Here is a 19732-nt window from a genome sequence, read left to right as displayed (position 1 = left end):
GTTAAAGCATCCGATTTGAATAGTTATACCTAAGTTCAATCTTCTCAATCGCTACTTCATTTTTAGTTGAATTAAATGTTTCAACTTCCCAATTGACCGGATACGCATTGGCAAAAGACCAAATACGGCTTGGCATGCCTTTCTCGTTTACCAAAAATACGAGAATCGGCATGGGTACAATTGGCACCATAAAATCACCTTCAAAAACACTTTTACACCAAATCACCAAAGGCGAACTTAGCTTCGCAATACCGCGTTTAAGCACCAATTTGGGGTGTTTAACAGCTTTGGGTAAATTGTGTAGATATCTGTTTTCACCGCCCTCTGCATATTCTTCGGTATCTATTTCCGAACTAATGCCAGAGACTTCCTGAAACGCCGTATCAGAAAGTCCAGCCGTGGCAGAGAAAACCACCTTAAAGTGAAATGCTGGTGGTGGATATTCATCACTTTTCAATAATGAAGGGACAGATAAAGACAAACTTAAGCTCCTTAGCAAAGCAAGTGTTGTTAACAACACAACTAGCAATTAACTAACCATTAGCAATCACTAAACCTTCATGTGCAATTTCTATCGACTCGATCGCCACTTCATTACCGTCGGACTTAAGATCAGTCCCTGTTATTTTTGTTGGCCAAGCATTTGCTAGAGTCCAAACCATTGTTGGTGCGCCCGTTTCATCTAGCAAGCTAATAGTGACTGGTACTCTTTTAATGGTGTTCATCTTAATTTGACTAAACCAATCCCAAAACTTGTTGTCTGATTTAAATACCCCTTTTTTCATGGTGACATTGCCTGATTTTTGTATGCCTGGCATTTTCACTGTAGAAAATTGTTTGCTATCACCTGAGCGATACTCAATGATTTGAGCTTCAAGATCCAAGCCTGAAACCTCTTGAAATGACATGACCTCCGAGTCCCACTTCACTTGAAAGTGAAATTTGGGCATTGGCCATACTGTTGTTGATTGTGCACTTCCATCATCAGCCATGATGTTCTCCTAAACTAGACGTTTACTTAAATGAGTTAATATGCAAATTAAGATTTTTGCATTTGTTGTTTAAAGGTAATTTCAATAAATTCTGCTGGCCGGGTCATGGCAACTAAAACAGAAACTCTCATGATCCCTTCTAAAATATCTTCAGGTGTCATGGTTTCCCCTAACCCTACATGAACACTAAAGGCATCAGACGGAGATGCACCAGCGAGTCCTCCTCGTTTCCAGATACCCGTTAAGAAATTACTGATCATGCTTTTAACGGTAACCCAAGTTTGGGCGTCATTGGCTTCAAAGACATAAGCCTTGGTAGCAAGTTTTATCGATTGCTGAAGCATTATCATCGTGCGGCGCACACTGATGTAGCGCCAATCTAGGCTGTTGCCATCAAGTGTTCTTGCACCCCAAACAAGCGTTCCTTCACCGATGAACGAACGAATAGCGTTGATTGACTTACCATTTACATCAACATTTAAGGTTTCTTGTTCTTCATGTGAAATTTCAATTGAAGGTCCACTAACACCATTGACGCCGACATTGGCAGGCGCCTTCCAAACACCTCGTGAATTATCAATGGCAGTGTATATACCTGCCATAGCACCTGATGGCGGCATCAAATTCAATGCACTTTGAATTTCCTTAAGTAGCATTTTGTATTCATCACTCATTGCTTTTAAGCTGTTATCAAGCTCTTTTGATTTTTCATCGTCTTTGATCACTTCATCATCAAGTATTAATTGGATTTTATCGTTTTTCTCTTGAGCTTGGGGTTGTTCCTTTTCTGGCAATGCAGCAATTTCAGCATCACTAACACCAACATCTTTTATAATGATATCAACCAGTTTCGCCGCTCCGCCGTCGTCTGTTTCATCTGTTTCGCGACTAAAGTTCTTATAACTGACTTCGTATTCTGCAACGACATTGGCTTTTAACCACGGGTAATATGCCGCGCCAAAATCTAATCTATTACCAATAATTCCATCTCGAAACTCCTTAACCGAATCGCCACCGTCTGCACCGTTATAGACGTCAAGTAAAGCAACTCGGCTTTTCATGACTTCACCACAGTGCTTTAACATTGCTTGTTGTACGGTATAGCAAACAGTCCCTGTGCTTAACGATACCGCATCAGGTATAACGACCATGGTAGGCTCTTGCTCTTTTAGTAGTGTTTTAATGCCATCTGTCATGTCGCTTTCTTTTATGGCTTCAATCGCATCATTTCCACTTTTGTAGTCACCAACAGAAACGATATAACATGGCCCACCACCGTTTTGAAAGAACATTTTCATGCTGTAATACAGGCGATATACAGGGGAAAACTTAGATCGTTCTAATGTATAATTGATTGAACCTATTTGAAGATCGGATTCCAATTTAGTATCTGAACCATCACCTTTAAATTCTTTAATATAAAACGTCGGCTGTGGCGCCTCACCAAAATAATTGTGAAATTCAGCCATCGATGAAATTCGAATCGGCTTTTTAGTCAATGACTTTTTGTCTTTTATCGCTTTTTCTGTATATCCAATAAAAGCAGGTACTGCTGTCGCTACTTCAACCACTGAATTAGGAAAGGCATTTTTTTCTAGAATATAAACACCAGGTGTTTTCATGGTTCCCATCTTTTTTTCCTCAAATTAGTTATAAATTTACAAATATTTCAGATACTACTGTTTGTTTACCATTGAGTGTCTTCGAATTTACTTGCGTTATTGACGCTAAAGGCAGCCGCTTTATTAATATGGTCTCTATTTCGTTAACTTCAGCTTTTAGCTGAAAGCGTTGATTAGTATTTTCCTTGAGTTTTACTGGTTCTTTAGATGTGTAAACTAATGATGTTTTTCCACCTACAGTTTCGCTTCCTTCAAATTGAAAGTTGACGTTGTTATCTAAATCTTTGATTGTGATTCCTTGATATTTTTCCGCACCAAAAATTAGATACTTCCAAATGTTTTGTCTTGGTTCAAAGCCTATGGTGTAGTTAAGGCCATGGTCACTTTCTTGGTTTTGATTCAATTGGAGCAAAACATCGGAAAGATAAAAGCAAAAGAGGATGACAGGTGTATTAAACCAGTCCTTTCTAACTAACCAAGGCATCAGTTCAACATGATTTAAACTCTTAACGTTTTCTTCACCAACATATTGATTAACATGTAAAAATGGTAAATTACTCAACTGGGCAGTTATGTTGGATATGAAATAACATGTGTTATTAGGGCGTATGGATGTACTTGTTAATTGAATAAAACGTCTATCTACATCATAAGCCCTGACAATAATTGCAGGCGGTGTCGGCAATGCGACTTTTTCGTCATTTTTCGTTTTGTTAACGTTTACCTTTTTAGCTTCAATAACGTCGGTTTCGTATTCATTAACCAACTCTTGAAATATGTTTCGCGTTTCCTCTGTCGCTAATATTTCAAAGCCGTTAATATGTGTTCGAAAAATCGCATCAGCATTATGAAATAGGATCTTGGATTGATTACTTAATTGATAATCAAACGCCTGCAAAAAGCCGCCTACATAGTAGTCGTGTCTAACTGATACATTCACAATAGTGCTATGCATGGCGATTACTCGGCACCTACATCGACAGAAGGAGAATCAGCAAGTTCTTTACGCCCGATGATATTGTCTGAATTCAATATCACGGTTCTGAGTTTGTAAATAACAGAGGGAAGATATTTACCACCAATGATACTCCATAAACTACTGAGATCTTGAAGGCTTAAATTTTCAAATTCCAAGATTAGCTTATGGATATTGGCATCGAGATCGGGAGAATTATGGTGATCAAAAACAGGTTGGATTTGAAAATACTGACAGGTAGCAGACAGTAACTTTAGTCCCTCGGAATATTTTGCAAAATTAGCAGAAACTATAATATTAAAATTAATATAAAGCGGAGGTGATTTAACGCCGACACTGTCTTTCCCGGGTAAAGCTTGTCTTTGATTTTTGAAGCCGTGATCTTTTTCAATATTAATGATTGAAATAACGATTCTATTTTGAATATCAATAGGTGAAGCGCCGTCGATACCAACCAAGTTTGAAACCACAACTATATCTTCATGCAGCTCAAACTGACGCTGTAGAAACTGGTTCAAATAGTTAGCAATATGCGATACGGCCAAGTTAAACAAAGACAACACTCCCTGTTATTGTTACTTTCCTAGTAAAAGTGATTTAAACCAAATCACCTCCCATGCATCTAAATTGCATTGGGTGCTAATAACAATAGTAGAAATAATTTCTATTTCAAAAAATTGACATAAAAATTTTATTTTGGCAGTTATGTTATTGATTGGTGCTGTTTACCAAACGTTAAAAAACTATGGCTATGTGGTTTTGTCTTTTAAGGAGGTGTGGCAATTCACGCAATTGATCATGTAAATGGGATTTTTACGGGATTTAAGCTTGGGACTATTTTGTAATATAGCCACTGCCAATTGCGCTAAATGGTAAGTCTAATTCAAGCTCTGGGACTTGCTGCCCTACCCATGCAACAAAAGTGTTACTGTTTGGTCCTGGGAATACCGTGTATTCATTTGCCCATGGGTAACGATGAATCGCATCTTGAATTTTAGGGATAAGCTTAGCCGCTTGCTCTCCTTTTATTGAAAGTAATAACTTAGGTTTTGAGCCATACCAATATCTGTCTGGCGTCTCTGTTTTATAATCCCTAACTACGGAAAGGCCACGATTCAAGCGCCAACCAATCACTTCATAGACCGTATATTGCGATGCATTAGCTCCCTTTAATGCAATCCAAGGGTGAACCGCAAACCAACCTCGCCAGCTAAAGGCATCAGCAGCATAAAATTCAATTACCGCCCTAGTATCTTCCTTAGGCGTAGAAGCTATTCCAGCAGGCTCTCTACTTGCCGTTCGCCAATCCTGATTACTACAGCTAGACAGCAACAATACAAAGCACAACAAGACAATACGATTCATCATGTATTTTATCTCTAACAAAGATTAAAAGTCATAAAATGTTAATTTGATTATTGCGTAGGTTAACAAATCTGAGCACAGACAAAAGAAACAATAATGGTAATTTGTAAGCAGACCTTTCGTCTGAAAACATTAATAAATTTTTAAAAAGAATGACATCAAAATGAAACAAATATGTTGCTGTCATCCTAAACAATAGCAAACGATTTTTTGGTCATATAATTCCTTATTATTATTAATTATTTTGAGTAAATGTGGTATAAAGTAGCCATAGATTTTATGAGTACAATCACGAATAGATTAGAGAGGGATTATGAGACGTTCGTCATCAATATTAAAGAAACATCGCGCCGGAGAACACGTGTATTTGCCAAGTGATTCACGTGACAACCAATACATTTTAGCTGAAATACCACTTACCGATAAATTAATTGAGTTAGTTTGCGGCAACGTTGACGAGTCATCAGCTAAACCTTACCAAAAATTTTACCAAACGCTATCACATAAGATCTTTGAAATTGTCGAAAAGCATGGACTTGCACATGTAAATTTTGTCGCTAATAACCGTTTAATCCGTGTAAGGTATAGTGGCGAGCAACAAGTTCTGCATTCTGAACAACAATCATTTTTCTTCTACTGCCCACAGCACAACAGTACGTTCAAATGCTACTTCGACGCAAATGTACGAGCTCGTAAAGTAAAAGTACTCTTCTTAGCAACAGGTGAAGAGCTAAGATTAAACTCAGGAAAATTCCATAATCAGGTGTATAAAGCTGTTAAAGACATTTCCAATAGCATTGGTCTAGCAGAGCATGAAATTAAACTACGAGATCATCAGCATTTAACTTTTGATGTTTTCGCACGTGATAAAGGTGCTAGTAATACGCTTAGCCACACTTTCCGTGAAATAGCTGATCGTTATAAAAGCCAAGATCAAGATATAAAAGATGAGCATACGTCAATTACTTACGCTGTAGCCAGTATTCCAATGGCACGTCGATTATTGAAAGGTGCCGATATTGACTATACGTCAGATACACCTTTTACTAAGCTTTATGAAAAAATTGAACAGGCATTCAGTTCGTCATGTAATGCCAACAAAATTAACCAAGCCGCATTGCTTGCAAATGGCGTTTCACCATTTGTTCGATATGACGAAAGCGAAACATCAGAAATCCGCGGCGAGCTTATTTCCATTGGCATAAACCCTAACAATGCTGAAACGCGTTTTTGCGTGCATTGGGATGCCGACAAATTGGTAGATACACTACGTTTTGTCTTTATTGCAGATAATAGCGATGAAACTCATCACAACTACGGTAAATTTGTTAACCAAGCCATCAATGCGGTTAGAGCCTTTGCTGATGAGGTTAATTGGAAAAAAGACAGTGATGATATTATGGTTCGTGTTCATCAACACATTATGATGCAAGTGTAGTTTTTCTTTTAAACGACTGATCATCAAACCACAAAGAAAACCAGCAACCATTGCTGGTTTTCTTATTTAGGTCTCTCAGTTTATTACGTTATGCGATCACCTTTAAACGCGTTAAGTTTTGCACGAGCTCCAAATTCAATCGATTGCATAATAAGACAACAACACAATAGCACCATACCCAACCAGCCAATCATCTGAAGTTTTTCACCTATAATAATTACAGCCAAAATAGTCGCCACCAGTGGCTCAATCAAAGTAATAAGTGTCACTTTACTTGCTTCGATGCGTTTCAGTCCAAAGCCAAACAGCAAATAACCCAAAAACATCGGGATAATCGCCATGTACAAAGATACACAAATATTACGTATACTAGAAAAGAGATTTTCACCCGTAAACCACAACGATGGCAGCAATATCAATGCGGCGAAGCCAAATAGGCTCGCCACTGCTGACTGAGCATTTACGCCGCTATCAATGAAGTGTTTGGCAGCCCAAGAATAATTTGCATAAGTTAAACCTGCGATTAAACCAAGCACTATGCCAATGCTTTGCAAAAGCGCATCATCTGACGATAGGCTTCGAAGATCTTTTCCCATCGTTAACAAAATAATACCAAGTGCGCCAATTATAAAACTAAACACCCATTGCCGCGATATTAGCTTTTTACTGATAAGGCACTCCAATATAGCAGAAAACATTGGTGCGCTGGCCAAAGAAACGACGGTACCAATGGCAACGCCTGACAATCGCATTGAGCTATAAAACGCCAATGGATAAATTGCCACAGAAAAAGTACCTGTCAGCAATACCCAAGGTTGAGCTACCATCACTTTTAAATGAGAAAACAATGCTTTTCGAGCAGTAACAACTAGTAAAATTCCAGCACTTCCCGTTGAAAACGCGCCGATTGCCATCGCACTAATATCAGGAGAAAAACTAGCGACAGTCCCTGTTGTTCCCCACAGAAAACTTGCCAAGATAATGGCAAACACTCCGTTTAACTCTTTATTGTATCTAATCATAAAAATACTGAGTCTTGATAAATTTTTAATAGTTACAAGCGTACACTTTTATCAACATAATAATTGACAATTACGACGCTATTATTAACTAATGAGACTGAAGTTATTTTTTGAATTGTGTAGGAGGAAGGCCAAAATACTGCGAAAAACGTCGGCTAAAAGTAGACAGTTCTTTATAGCCGACTTTCTCGCCAATGATCTGTAACGGATAATCTGTATGGGTAAGTAATGCTTGGGCTTTATCCATTCTCTGCTTTGTGACATATCCCATCACCGTCAAGCCGATTTGTTGTTTAAACAGCTTTTTAAACTGTGTTTCACTTAAGCAAGAAATTTTAGCCAAAGACTTAATATGGAGAGGCTCCGCAATATATTGTTCAATAAATAAAAGTGCGGCACCAATTCGGCTGTCAACCTTAGGCAGCAACGCTTGCTCTAACAGTAGTAAATTAAATGTTTCAAGCATTGCCTGTTCCAAAAACACATTTATTTGCTGCTCTAACTGTTTCTCAACAAAAGCCAAGTAACTAATTAATGAGCTATTTATTGCGAAAACAACACGGGAAGTCGAACAAATATTATTTGGAAGGTCTTGCAAGTCTGCGACAACAAATCGCGCTTCAGTGTTGGCGGTAAAAAAGTGTTGTTCATTGGCTTTTACAACGACACATTCGCCAGGAGCTACTTTGCCGTTAAAATTGCCAACCTCAATTTGTATCACGCCACGTAATGGCAATACCAATTGGTTATAATAATGGGTGTGACTAACTGGTTTTGTGCTGTATGAGCGAATTGATAATGAATTTTCCATATTAGCTATACGGTCAACGCTAACCTTTCACTATTTATTGTGTTTGTAGCATAACGAGTATTTAGACGAATTGTTACCCATTCTAGGTAATATTTTATTTGACATAACAGACGCTAACTAAAGAAATGTTAAAAGGCCAATAATGCGCAATTGATTACTGGCCCTTTATCAGTTAAAACAATAATTAATAGCCAACAACGTCTCAGTGATTAGCCCTCAAGTTGAAAGGTTAACCCGGCATTTTCTGTCAGGCGTTCAATGAGTAACGTGCCCATGGCCGAAGCAGGCGTCCAAATTCCACCACCGGCTATGTCTAAATTCTTTAATAAGCAAACAGCACTTTCACTGATCATTTTACAAGTAGAGCCATAACCGGGATCTTTATCACCTTTGACGCTCGCTATTAACGTATCTCCGTTATCGTTACTTCCAACGAATAACACATCATAAAAACCTGTTTCTCTCGATTCTTTGGATGGGCCTTCGCCCGGCTTCATTGGATCATTGGCCATAGACTTGTCTTCAGCCACCATATTTGCCATAGCTTCGCCCTTTTCACCTGCGCCCGTTAACATCATCTCATCGTAAACAAAATCTTCACCATATTGATGATCCAATAAGAAATTACTGCGATGGATATTCTTAGTATTAATCGTTGCCATGACAAAAGGCGCTGACCAACTATTTAAGTCTTCTTCAAAAATAGGTTTCATACCAGACGGTTGTTGTGGCCCGGTAAATGAATCAGACAATGAGAAAGGATTGGTTAATACTTTAATTAATTCTGGGTTTTTGGCTGCGGCTTTCATGGTTAAGCGAAAACTCTCTAACGTGCCCCCAGAAAATGTGCCTTTCATTGCACGGACACGACCTTTTACTCGCGGAAGAGCTTTACCCAGCTTATCAATAGCGTGTTTTTGTAGAAAATGAACACCTAAATCAAACGGTACGGAATCAAAGCCACAAGAAAACACAATACGTGCACCACTCGCTTTTGCAGTTAGAGCATGAGCCCTTATCATTTCGTGCATCCACGCAGGCTCACCACATAAGTCAACATAATCAGTGCCTATTTCACTGCACAGCCTCACCAAATCACTACCATATTTTTGATAAGGTCCAACAGTTGTTAAAACTACTTGAGTGCTTTCAAGCATGTCTTTTAGTGAGTCAATATTATTTGCATCGGCAACAACTAATGGCACAGTATGTGGTATCTGCATTTCATCACGAACTTGCGCTAATTTATCAAGGCTTCTACCTGCCATTGCCCAATTAACCTCACCATTAACGCCGTACTGTTTATTTAAATATTCACACACTAGCCGACCTGTGTAGCCTGTAGCGCCGTATACGACAATGCCAAATTGCTTTTCTGTAGACATAATATTTCCTTAATTTATTTTTTTGACGCGTCCGGTCAAAATATGTTTTTTACTCATTTAGCGTAAAGCGCAACATCTTCATCGAGAACACTACTTAGCAATTCACTTTGCTCCGCACGGGCAAAAGCATCATCAATCGCCTGAAAGCGTTTATTCACGACTTTGCGATAATTTGGATGGGTAAAAATGTAAAGTTCCTTATTACCGACAGCTTCAACAACACGTTCACCAACAAGCTCTGGCGACAAACCATTGTCAATCACTTTTTGCATATGCTTAGCCGCCGATAAAAGTGACGCATCGCCACCTTTTTCTCTATGACTCTTAATCTCATCAGGTTTATTTCTGCCGGATAAGTTAATTCTCGTTTTAACGAACGCAGGACAAAGTACAGAGACTTGGATATTGTGAGGTTTTAACTCCACGTACCAACTTTCAGACATGCCTACTACCGCAACTTTAGTAGCGGTATAGGCGCCAGCAGTAGGAACGCCGATCATACCGGCCATAGACGCTACGTTGATGACCCAGCCTTGTTCATCATGTTGTTTCATTAAAGGCACCATGGTTTGCGTACCATAAATAACACCCATGAGGTTAACGTCGAGTACCCAACGCCAATCCTTATCGTCAGTTTGCTCTACCGTACCAGGAATACTGCCAACGCCAGCATTGTTAACTAACATATGAATTTGTCCAAAACGTGTTATGGCTTTATCAGCTAGACTTTGCCACTGAGCAAGCTGAGTCACGTCCATTTGAACCGTTAATACCTCAATTCCATCGTTCTCTAGCTTTGTACGGGCAATATCAAGCTGCTTATTGTCAATGTCTCCGAGTACCACATTCATGCCTTGTTTTCCCATAGCACGAGCAATACCAAAACCAATACCTTCTGCGCCGCCTCCACTAACAACAACGGTTTTTCCTGAAAACTGATTCATTTCTACGGCCTTCTTTTTATATTGTATTTGTCAATTAAGGTATCGCCAATGACAATCCATCTCTCATACAACGTTCAGCGATATACGACCACATTGCTTAACGTATCATTTCTAAGCATGGTGTATAAATTATGACAAGTTTTTGAGCTAGCCTTATCTTCACACAGGCAATATGAAATCAAAAATTCTAATTTCGAATAGAGCTGTATAAGCTTGGCGAATAAAACACCGGCCTTAAAATCAATTCATCTAATAATTTATTTATCGAGGGCAAGAATGTGTTGGTGTATCCGCTAGCCAAAAAAAACTAGAGGATAGGTTAGTTACGACTAGAGCTATGTATTAAACTGAAAACACGTTTAACTTAGCCAAACTCAAATTAAAGCTGGACAAATACTAGCATGGTGTATGTGGAAAAGTTTGAACGCTGCATCAGGTGTAACGCCGAAAGGCCGTAATCATTGATCATGACAACCGTTTAATAACTTTTGATAATGTCTTTAGTGTAGTCATGACACTAAGTAACGGTTTAGGTTGTTTGATTGGCAACGTCAAGTCCCCCCCCCGTAACTAGTACTTTCACTTTATTACTTTAAGACGTCAAAAAGGCCAATGACTTGGCCTTTTGTTATTGATATTCCTTTTTATAATTTATCGGATAGATTTATTACCACCATGTAGCATATAAAGCGCTAAGTATAAGCACTACGCCCACAGCAGCCACATTAAATGACTTGGTCGTATCAAAGCTCACTTGCGCTAGGCTAACACTGCTGTCATTTATGTCTGTTCTACTGTCTTTGCCCATCAATGAAACGATATAACAAAGCCCTAAACACAGTAAAAACACTAAACCAACACGGTCCATAAACGGTAATTCTGGCCATGCAAATTTAAGAACTAAAGAAAAGATAGCTGAGCCTAAAGCTGCTGATAGCGCCCCCATAGAACTCGTACGCTTCCAGAACATGCCCATAACAAAGATCACCACAATGCCAGGGGTAAAGAAGCCTGTGAACTCCTGGATGTATTGGAACGCTTGATCAAACTTACCCAGTAATGGCTGAGCAACAATGAGCGCAATACATAGAGATACTAAGGCAGCAATTCGGCCAATATGAACATAATGACGCTGACTTTCATTCGGCTTGAAACGGCTATAAATATCCATAGTAAAAATAGTGGAAATACTATTTGTCATTGAGGCCAGTGAAGAGACAATTGCTGCAACTAAAGCGGCAAAAACTAAACCTTTGATACCAACAGGCATCAATGCCATCATTGATGGATATGCTTGGTCTGGCGTGGTTAAAGACGGATAAAGAACTACCGCGGCAATACCTGGTAACACCACAATTAATGGCATTAATAATTTAAGATAAGCAGCAAAAGCGATACCCTTTTGCGCTTCTTTAATATCTTTAGCGGCTAATGCGCGCTGAATAATATATTGGTTAAAGCCCCAGTAACTAAAGTTCATCACCCACATACCACCGATTAATACTGAAATACCTGGCAGGCTCATGTAATGTTCATTTTCAGGGCTTAAAATCATATCAAAGTGCTCAGGCATTTTTTCGGTAAGAATACCAAAGCCCGCTAATACACCTTGGCCATCAGCAACTGCATCTAGAGCTAAGTAACTCAGTAATAAACCACCAAAAACTAACAGCACCACTTGTAAAATATCAGTAAAAGCAACCGCTTTTAAACCACCGTATAGCGAATAAGCCACTGAAAATACCGCAAGGAATATCATGCCAAACATCCAATCAACGCCAGCAACAGTCTCAATAGCTAAGCCGCCCAGCCATAACACCGCAGTTAAGTTAACAAAGGTATAAACCGCTAACCAAAACACCGCCATGGTGGTTTTAACTTTGTTATCAAAGCGCTGTTCAAGGTATTGCGGCATAGTGAAAATTTTATTTTCTAAGAAAATAGGCAACATGTACTTACCCACTAATATAAGGGTAATAGCAGCCATCCATTCATATGACGCTATCGCTAGGCCAATAGCATAACCTGAGCCTGACATACCAATGATTTGCTCAGCAGAAATATTAGCAGCAATTAATGATGCCCCAATTGCCCACCAAGGTAATGATTTACTAGCCAAAAAGTAATCTTCAGTATTAGCGCCTTCCTTTTTCTCATTACGAGAAATCCAAAGCGCAAGGCACAGTAATCCAATGACATAAACAATAAAAATAGTACTGTCTATCGTCCCCAGTTTATTTGCGAAATCCATATTATTTTACCTTTTCGTTATAGTTATAATTCTATGTTCGAGCTAATTTTTAGTTTGTGAATTATTGTTATTTTTTACATCAAATAATTGCTTAGTTAGCTGACCTAAACGCACCTTGAGTGGCGGTACATAAATAGATGCTAGGCTTTAAGCCAAATTCACTTTCGTACTTGTCATTCACCACCTCATTGACTTTTGTCACAAGGTCATTAGGTACTAAAGCGATAACACAACCACCAAAACCGCCGCCTGTCATTCTAACGCCGCCCTTATCACCTAATACGTCGTCAATCATTTCAACCAAACCATCCATCTCTTTAGTGGTTACTTCAAAATCATCACGTAAAGAAATATGAGAGGCTTTCATTGTCTCACTGATTGTCATCATATCGTTAACTTTCAATGCCTTGAAGGTATTAACGGCTCGGTGATTTTCCGTAATGACATGTCGAGCTCGCTTATATAATATCGGTTCAATTTGTGCTTTGGCTGAATTTAGTTGGGCTAAAGTAACATCACGTAACGCGGTCACACCAAAATACTGGGCAACTGTTTCACACTGTTCTCGTCTTAAGTTGTATTCACTGCCCACCAAACCACGCTTAACATTAGAGTTAATAATAACGAGCGTTAGTTCATCAGGAATGGGCGCATCTTCAAAAGATAAATCTTTGCAATCAAGTAACATAGCATGACCCTGTTGTCCCATTGCCGAAATAAGTTGATCCATGATGCCGCAATTACAACCGACAAAATCATTTTCAGCTTGTTGACCAAGCAGCGCAGCCTCAACTCCCGTTAGATCTAATTGATAAAGCAGAGCAAAAGTTTTCAACAAGGCGATTTCAAAGCTCGCTGATGAACTTAACCCAGCGCCTTGCGGTACATTTCCTGTAACGACTAAATTTGCTCCTTTAATATCTGGGTATTTTTTCAGTAATGCTTGTATTGTACCTTTAACATAATTACTCCACATCATCTGCTCATCAAACACTATCTCATTGAGCGTAAACTCGCTGATTTGCTGCTCACAATCGTGCGCATAAACCTTAACAATACTGTCCTCACGCTTTGCTGAAGCGATACTCGTGCCATAGTTAATTGCGGCGGGAAGGACAAAACCATCGTTATAATCCGTATGATCACCAATCAAGTTAACGCGACCGGGTGCATAACAAACTTGCACCGCAGAACATTGGAACTGTTGTTCAAATAAAACTTTTACCAAGGCTTGCTCGTCAAGCTCCAATTGCCCTAAAACAACTGACGTCATTAATTTTCCTCCTTATAGTGAACTGTCGGCAAATCTCGTAAACGTTTTGCTGCTTGCTCTGCAGTTAAATCACGTTGTGCTTCAGCCATCATTTCGTAGCCCACCATAAATTTTCGTACCGTTGCCGATCTCAACAGTGGTGGAAAGAAGCTCGCATGCAATGTCCATTCATCATGCTGCTGACCATCAAAAGGTGCGCCATGCCAGCCCATTGAATATGGAAAAGAACAATTAAATAAATTGTCGTATTTGATGGTTGTTTGTTTGATAACATCAGCAAGAGACAGCTTTTGTGCCTCGGTTAACTCTGTCATTCGGGCAATAGTAAAACGTGGAAGTAGTAACGTTTCAAATGGCCACGCCGCCCAATAAGGTACAACGACAAGCCAATCTTCATTAGACACTACAATCCGCTCTTTATTTTCAGTTTCCCTTGCAACGTAGTCTTGTAATAAATTACTGCCATGTTCTTCGAAATAAGCTAATTGTGCTTGTTGTTTTCTCTGCACTAACGAGGGTAATTGCTGTTGCGCCCAAATTTGACCATGAGGGTGAGGATTAGAGCATCCCATAACACTGCCCTTGTTTTCAAAAACTTGCACTGATAAATACGTTTTTCCCAGCTCTTCACACTGACGCTGCCAGGTATCAACCACGCAAGTGATTTCATTTACGGAAAGTTGAGGCAACGTTTTACTGTGATCTGATGAAAAACATATCACTCTACTTTCACCTTGCTCCGTTGCCATCTTAAAAAGTGGATCGTCAATACATACTTGAGGGGTATCTTGTTTTATCGCGGCAAAGTCATTGGTAAAAACAAACGTTTCCTTATAGTCATCATTTATTTCACCATTGATACGAGTGTTACCGGCACATAAAAAGCAGTCTTTGTCATAGGCTGGCTTTTCTAATTCATCAAGCTTTTCTACTTGTCCCTGCCAAGGCCGTTTAGCACGATGTGGGGAAACCAAAATCCATTCATTGATTAATGGGTTATATCTTCTATGGGGATGTTCCGTCGGATCAAACTCAGTTGTCATAGTACTTTTGAACCATAAAGATTGAAAACATGAAGCAAGGGTAATCGTTTACCCCTGTTTGTACAAGTAGTTGTTATATATTATTGTTCACTTGATGAACATATCAGTATTAGTGTATATTTCAAGCATGATTAAGAAGAACATTAGAAATGTAAACATTTACCCTTATGGCAACAATTAAAGACGTAGCTCGTGTTGCTGGCGTTTCCGTCGCATCCGTCTCACGAGTATTAAATAACGGTCCTAAAGTCAGTAAAGATACAATTGATAAAGTATCAAGGGTAATGCAAGAGCTGAACTATACCCCTAATGCTAATGCTAGGGCACTAGTGACTCAAAAAAGCACCACCCTCGGTGTTGTTATACCTGATTTGGTTGACCCTTTTTTCGCCTCGTTGGCTCACGGTGTTGAACAAGTCGCCCGACAAAAAAACATGCAATTGTTATTAAGTACTGGCTTAGTGAGCGCTGAAACTGAAATGCAGGCCATCAATTTACTCATTGAGAGGCAATGTGATGTCATGGTGGTACATAGCAAAAAGCTATCAGATCAAGCCTTAATCGAATTGGCTAATAAAGTGACCGGCTTAGTGTTGATTGACCGTTTTATTGAAGAAATTGCCCCTCGATGTGTTTGGCTAGATAACCTTGAGGGAGGAAAAATTGCGGCGCGTCACCTACTCGCATTAGATCACAAAAACCTTGCCTGTATTTCAAGCAAACATCAAATTGACGATCCGCTACTGAGGTTACAAGGTTTTCAAAGTGAGTTAACAGCTGCTGGTGTTGAACTAGATGCAGAGTTAGTTGAATATGGAGAGCCCACGCTGCAGGGGGGAGAACTTGCCACACAGAAACTACTGTCCTCAGGAAAAAGATTTTCTGCGTTGTTTGTGTACAATGACGCTATGGCTATTGGCGCTATTTCAACATTAGAAGATAATGGTTTTAAAGTGCCTTCAGATATTTCAGTTATTGGTTTTGATGATGTTTTACTATCAAGGTATTCACGACCTAAATTGAGCACATTAAACTACCCTGTTGAAGAAATGGCAATTCAAGCAGCGACAATTGCTATTGAACTAACTCAACAGCGAGAAAAGGAACTACCTAAGGTCAACTGCAAGTATATTCCAAGGCTTGTGAAACGTGAATCTACTAATTTTAACTCAAAATAACGACCTACATTTGCAAGTAAATATGTTTGTGTTGGAGTAATACGCCCTATAAATACGATACCAACATTAGGTTAATTGTTGAATTAACCAATCGTGTGCTTCTTGCCAGCCAAGGTCTAAACCATTAAATGATTTAATATTGAGTTGATCCGTAGCGCGAATGTCTATGATACTTTGCGTTATTGCTGACGAATTCTCATTGTAATTAACCGATGCTATTGCCTTCATTTTCTCCATAGAGCCTAAATTTAACTTAGCTTCAAGCGTGTAAGAAAAAGGAAATAGTTTGTTCACCAAAACCCCAAAATCTTGGTCAAACTTATCGCACACAAAGGTTTCAATATTTTCCATCATTTCGATTGAAACATTAACACCCTTATCAAAAACAACTTCTGCAATACGATCATTTAAAATATTTATTTTGGCAAAACTCAGCCGATGTTTTTCCACTTTTTATGCCCTTATAAGAAAGTATTATAATTACCAACCTCAAACGAGTTAAACTTAACTTAAGACACGGTATAAAGGAAATCAATTTATAATATAGTATTACATAAAAATTGTAGACTATAAGTTAGCCTATTCGTATCTTCCCCGTTAATTATATAAGAGCTAACACCCTCACCTTATCGCCTTAGCTATTAAGCTCATGTCTTAAATACGTAATCCAAAGCTCACGTTATGTTTACGTTAATACATATTTAAATGAAATGTTACATTCCACGCTGAAATAAATAGTGGTGATAGGTTATCTTTCTACTATCGTCAAAAGTAATAGCTAACAAAAAGAAATGGAATACCCAGAAAACTTTTGCTTCAACAAAAATAAACTCAGTCATCTGATATGGAAAACAAGCCTTCCAATGTTAGGCGCAATTCTTGCCTTGCTCTGTTATGACCTTTTTGAGTCCAGTTTACTTGCCTTGAGCGGTGTAAACACCCTAGCCGCGCTTGGCTTTACCATACCTTTAACAACCGCAATGACAGCCATAGCTATAGGGCTAAGTATAAGAACCAACAATAAAGTGGTTAAGTCGGGCTGTTTAGAAAGGTCAAACGTAAATAACGTCATTACCACGTCATTACTTATGTCCGTGCTGATCGTTGGATTTTTAGCATTATTTGCTTACGCAAGTAATGCACAACTACTTGCATTGATGGGAAGTGAATCATGGGCGCAAACAAATTTATCCAATGAAAAGCTCGCATTAGTCAGTCAGCAAAATCAATATATGGCCGCGCGATATTTCGGCTGGATATTTTTAGCCCTAATATGGCAAGTTAACGCCATATTGAGAGCGCTTGGCCACGGCGTACTGGCAAGTAACTTAATGCTGAGTTGGTTAACCATAAAAAGCATCTTAGCGTCGTTATTGCTGTTACCCTCAAGTGAGTTCTCTATTGTAGCAATTAAGGCACTAAGCTATGTACATGTAACTAGTGATTTACTGTTCGCGTTACTGTCTGTTGCCATTTTAGCTAAAAAATTGAAGTTGGTTTTTCCTCGCGTTAACGTAATGAAGTCACAACTAAAGACGCCAAAAAAAGACGTTATCGTTGTTTTGCTACAGCAACTTATAACGCCTGTTAGTATTTCACTACTAACCATTATTGCCGCGAGTATTGACTACGCGTATGTTGCTGCCTTTGCATTTATTTTAAGAATGGAGTCACTGTTTCTATTAATTCCGATGGTGCTTACCACATCGATACCGGCGATCATTGGGAGTAATTACTGGGTAGGTAATAAGCAACGCGTTGTACAAGCGTATTTGATCACGTTTTCTTTTATTATTTTAATCCAATTTATTATCGCCGCACTGTTGTATTTTTATATCCCTTCCCTTTCCCATTTTGTATGTAAACAAGATACGGTTGTCACTTACATCAGTCGATATTTCATCTGGGTGTCATGGGGCTACCTATCAGTGGGCTGCATCATGGTTTACCAATCGTGCCTAAACGCAAAAGGCAAAACCATGCAAGCGCTGGTGTTAGGCGTATTACATAGAATTGTACTATTGCTACTTTTTGCTTACGTTGGCTCCCAATTAGCGCTGCAAGAAGACTTTTATCAAGGTATAGAATACGGCCATGTGATCAATGCCGCTGTCAGTATCAACGATAATTTTTACCAAGGCATATTAATTGGGCATATCGTTAGTGGCTTGCTGGTCTTGCTATTCCTATACAAAAATAGAACCCTAACGAATTCAGCAGCGCATCAACGAAATACTACAACGCCAATGAATGTACTTAACGAAAACCACTAACCAACATAGAAGTTAACTTAAATTAAAAAGGTAACAAGCATATGAACAAGATAATATCTACACCTTTGATCGCACTAGGATTAATGAGCATTTTGTCCTCTGCCATCGTACAAGCAGGTACGCCAGCTGATAAGCAATTTATGGCAGCAATGCAATCGAGCGAACGTGCCGATGCTGACAAAGCTAGAGATGAAAATAGAAAGCCTAGCAAAGTGATGAAGTTTTTTGGTGTAAAGCCCGGCATGAAGGTATTAGAAGTCCTGGCAAGTGGCGGTTACTACACCGAGGTACTTTCTCACCGTGTGGGCGGGTCAGGCAAAGTGTATGCGCAAAATAATAAATTCATTCTTGAAGTATTAAATGGCCGATTTGCCAAAGAGTTTGCCGAGCGCACAGCGAACAATCGTTTAAGCAACGTTACTCACTACAAGAGTGAATTTGACGACATTGACCTTAAAAACGAAATTGACGTTGTTACCATCGTATTGAACTACCATGATTTTTACTCCAACTTTTCAAAAGAGAAACGCATAGAAATATTAAAGACCTTAAAAGCTACCCTAAAACCCGGTGGCATTTTAGGTTTGATAGATATGGAGTCAGGCACTACGGTACACAACAAAGATTTACACCGTATACATCATCAAGATGTTCGTGACGACTTTAAAGAAGCTGGCTTTGTATTAGATGCAGAAGCCGCCTTTTTAAGAAACCCTAATGACGATTACAGTAAAATGGTTTTTGAACCGTCTGTAAGAGGCAAAACCGATCGCTTTGTATTCAGGTTTAAAGCGTAGCGTTACTCAATTGTTAGTACGGCTGTATCGCGATCTAAAAAAAGTATTTTGTATGTAAGTATTTAACTTATAAAGCTTTAAACTCATCAGCATTTTTAATGCGTTTAAAAGCAAAAAACCGCTAATCTTTCGATTAGCGGTTTTTCTAAATATGGCGGTGAGATAGAGATTTGAACTCTAGAAGGGCTACAAACCCTTGCCGGTTTTCAAGACCGGTGCTTTCGACCACTCAGCCATCTCACCTGAACTCTAAAGCGAGCATTGCTGCTTCAGAACGAGGCGAATATTAATGACTGTAGATTTATTTGTAAAGGGATAATTGAGATAAATTTCACTTTTTTTACTGTTTGATGAAAAATAAC

18 protein-coding genes and 1 tRNA gene are annotated in these 19732 nt (G+C 39.0%); 4 read left to right on the top strand and 15 right to left on the bottom strand.

What is annotated here, in order from left to right; genetic code table 11:
- Position 1 precedes the first annotated feature (1 nt).
- From QUE03_RS09420 to QUE03_RS09395, 6 genes are all read right to left on the bottom strand, one after another.
- Positions 2-481 (bottom strand): phage tail protein, encoded by a 480-nt coding sequence (locus tag QUE03_RS09420; RefSeq protein ID WP_286267426.1) that lies wholly within the window; start codon positions 479-481, stop codon positions 2-4.
- Between the two features lie 52 nt (positions 482-533).
- Complete coding sequence (locus tag QUE03_RS09415; protein ID WP_286267424.1) at positions 534-992, bottom strand: phage tail protein; 459 nt, start codon at positions 990-992, stop codon at positions 534-536.
- A gap of 47 nt (positions 993-1039) precedes the next feature.
- Positions 1040-2623, bottom strand: coding sequence for a phage tail sheath family protein (locus QUE03_RS09410; RefSeq protein WP_286267422.1), 1584 nt, complete (start codon positions 2621-2623; stop codon positions 1040-1042).
- A 19-nt stretch (positions 2624-2642) separates the two neighbouring features.
- Entirely contained in the window at positions 2643-3569 is a 927-nt protein-coding gene (locus QUE03_RS09405; protein ID WP_286267420.1) for a hypothetical protein, read from the bottom strand.
- 5 nt (positions 3570-3574) lie between these two features.
- On the bottom strand, positions 3575-4144 hold the full coding sequence (locus QUE03_RS09400) for a Pvc16 family protein (protein ID WP_286267418.1): 570 nt from the start codon (positions 4142-4144) through the stop codon (positions 3575-3577).
- A gap of 280 nt (positions 4145-4424) precedes the next feature.
- Complete coding sequence (locus QUE03_RS09395) at positions 4425-4955, bottom strand: DUF3750 domain-containing protein (protein ID WP_286267806.1); 531 nt, start codon at positions 4953-4955, stop codon at positions 4425-4427.
- A gap of 313 nt (positions 4956-5268) precedes the next feature.
- On the opposite strand from QUE03_RS09395, the gene QUE03_RS09390 reads away from it, so the two are divergent.
- A complete protein-coding gene (locus QUE03_RS09390; RefSeq protein ID WP_286267416.1) occupies positions 5269-6393 on the top strand; it encodes a DUF3083 family protein in 1125 nt (374 codons plus the stop codon).
- Positions 6394-6476: 83 nt separating this feature from the next.
- On the opposite strand, the gene QUE03_RS09385 is transcribed toward QUE03_RS09390, so the two are convergent.
- The 7 genes from QUE03_RS09385 to QUE03_RS09355 all read right to left on the bottom strand — a co-directional run bounded on the left by QUE03_RS09385 (position 6477) and on the right by QUE03_RS09355 (position 15122).
- Positions 6477-7415, bottom strand: a complete 939-nt coding sequence (locus QUE03_RS09385; protein ID WP_286267414.1) for a DMT family transporter — start codon at positions 7413-7415, stop codon at positions 6477-6479.
- 103 nt (positions 7416-7518) lie between these two features.
- Positions 7519-8226 (bottom strand): helix-turn-helix domain-containing protein, encoded by a 708-nt coding sequence (locus tag QUE03_RS09380; protein ID WP_286267411.1) that lies wholly within the window; start codon positions 8224-8226, stop codon positions 7519-7521.
- Positions 8227-8435: 209 nt separating this feature from the next.
- Entirely contained in the window at positions 8436-9611 is a 1176-nt protein-coding gene (locus QUE03_RS09375) for a saccharopine dehydrogenase family protein (protein ID WP_286267409.1), read from the bottom strand.
- Positions 9612-9664: 53 nt separating this feature from the next.
- On the bottom strand, positions 9665-10555 hold the full coding sequence (locus QUE03_RS09370) for an SDR family NAD(P)-dependent oxidoreductase (protein ID WP_286267407.1): 891 nt from the start codon (positions 10553-10555) through the stop codon (positions 9665-9667).
- A gap of 667 nt (positions 10556-11222) precedes the next feature.
- Entirely contained in the window at positions 11223-12806 is a 1584-nt protein-coding gene (locus tag QUE03_RS09365) for a sodium/sugar symporter (protein ID WP_286267405.1), read from the bottom strand.
- 91 nt (positions 12807-12897) lie between these two features.
- On the bottom strand, positions 12898-14079 hold the full coding sequence (gene galK, locus QUE03_RS09360) for a galactokinase (RefSeq protein ID WP_286267402.1): 1182 nt from the start codon (positions 14077-14079) through the stop codon (positions 12898-12900).
- Entirely contained in the window at positions 14079-15122 is a 1044-nt protein-coding gene (locus QUE03_RS09355; protein WP_286267399.1) for a UDP-glucose--hexose-1-phosphate uridylyltransferase, read from the bottom strand. The genes galK and QUE03_RS09355 overlap by 1 nt, the downstream gene beginning before the upstream one ends.
- 167 nt (positions 15123-15289) lie before the next feature.
- Here QUE03_RS09355 and QUE03_RS09350 point away from each other — a divergent pair, with 167 nt between their 5' ends.
- Positions 15290-16300, top strand: a complete 1011-nt coding sequence (locus tag QUE03_RS09350) for a LacI family DNA-binding transcriptional regulator (RefSeq protein ID WP_286267397.1) — start codon at positions 15290-15292, stop codon at positions 16298-16300.
- A gap of 66 nt (positions 16301-16366) precedes the next feature.
- Here QUE03_RS09350 and QUE03_RS09345 read toward each other — a convergent pair whose 3' ends face one another.
- Positions 16367-16750: a hypothetical protein gene (locus QUE03_RS09345; RefSeq protein ID WP_286267395.1), complete on the bottom strand. Its 384-nt coding sequence runs from the start codon at positions 16748-16750 to the stop codon at positions 16367-16369.
- A gap of 413 nt (positions 16751-17163) precedes the next feature.
- Between QUE03_RS09345 and QUE03_RS09340 the strand changes: the two genes are divergently transcribed.
- Together QUE03_RS09340 and QUE03_RS09335 are read left to right on the top strand one after the other, a co-directional pair.
- Positions 17164-18573 (top strand): MATE family efflux transporter, encoded by a 1410-nt coding sequence (locus QUE03_RS09340; RefSeq protein WP_286267393.1) that lies wholly within the window; start codon positions 17164-17166, stop codon positions 18571-18573.
- Between the two features lie 41 nt (positions 18574-18614).
- Positions 18615-19370, top strand: coding sequence for a class I SAM-dependent methyltransferase (locus QUE03_RS09335; RefSeq protein ID WP_286267390.1), 756 nt, complete (start codon positions 18615-18617; stop codon positions 19368-19370).
- Between the two features lie 152 nt (positions 19371-19522).
- On the opposite strand, the gene QUE03_RS09330 is transcribed toward QUE03_RS09335, so the two are convergent.
- Positions 19523-19613: transfer RNA gene (locus QUE03_RS09330), tRNA-Ser, on the bottom strand.
- Between the last annotated feature and the right edge of the window lie 119 nt (positions 19614-19732).

It is taken from the genome of Thalassotalea atypica (assembly GCF_030295975.1).
GTDB classification, from domain to species: Bacteria; Pseudomonadota; Gammaproteobacteria; order Enterobacterales; family Alteromonadaceae; genus Thalassotalea_F; species Thalassotalea_F atypica.
The sequence above is the reverse complement of the archived record's forward strand: the minus strand, read 5'-3'. Positions and strand labels throughout refer to the sequence as shown.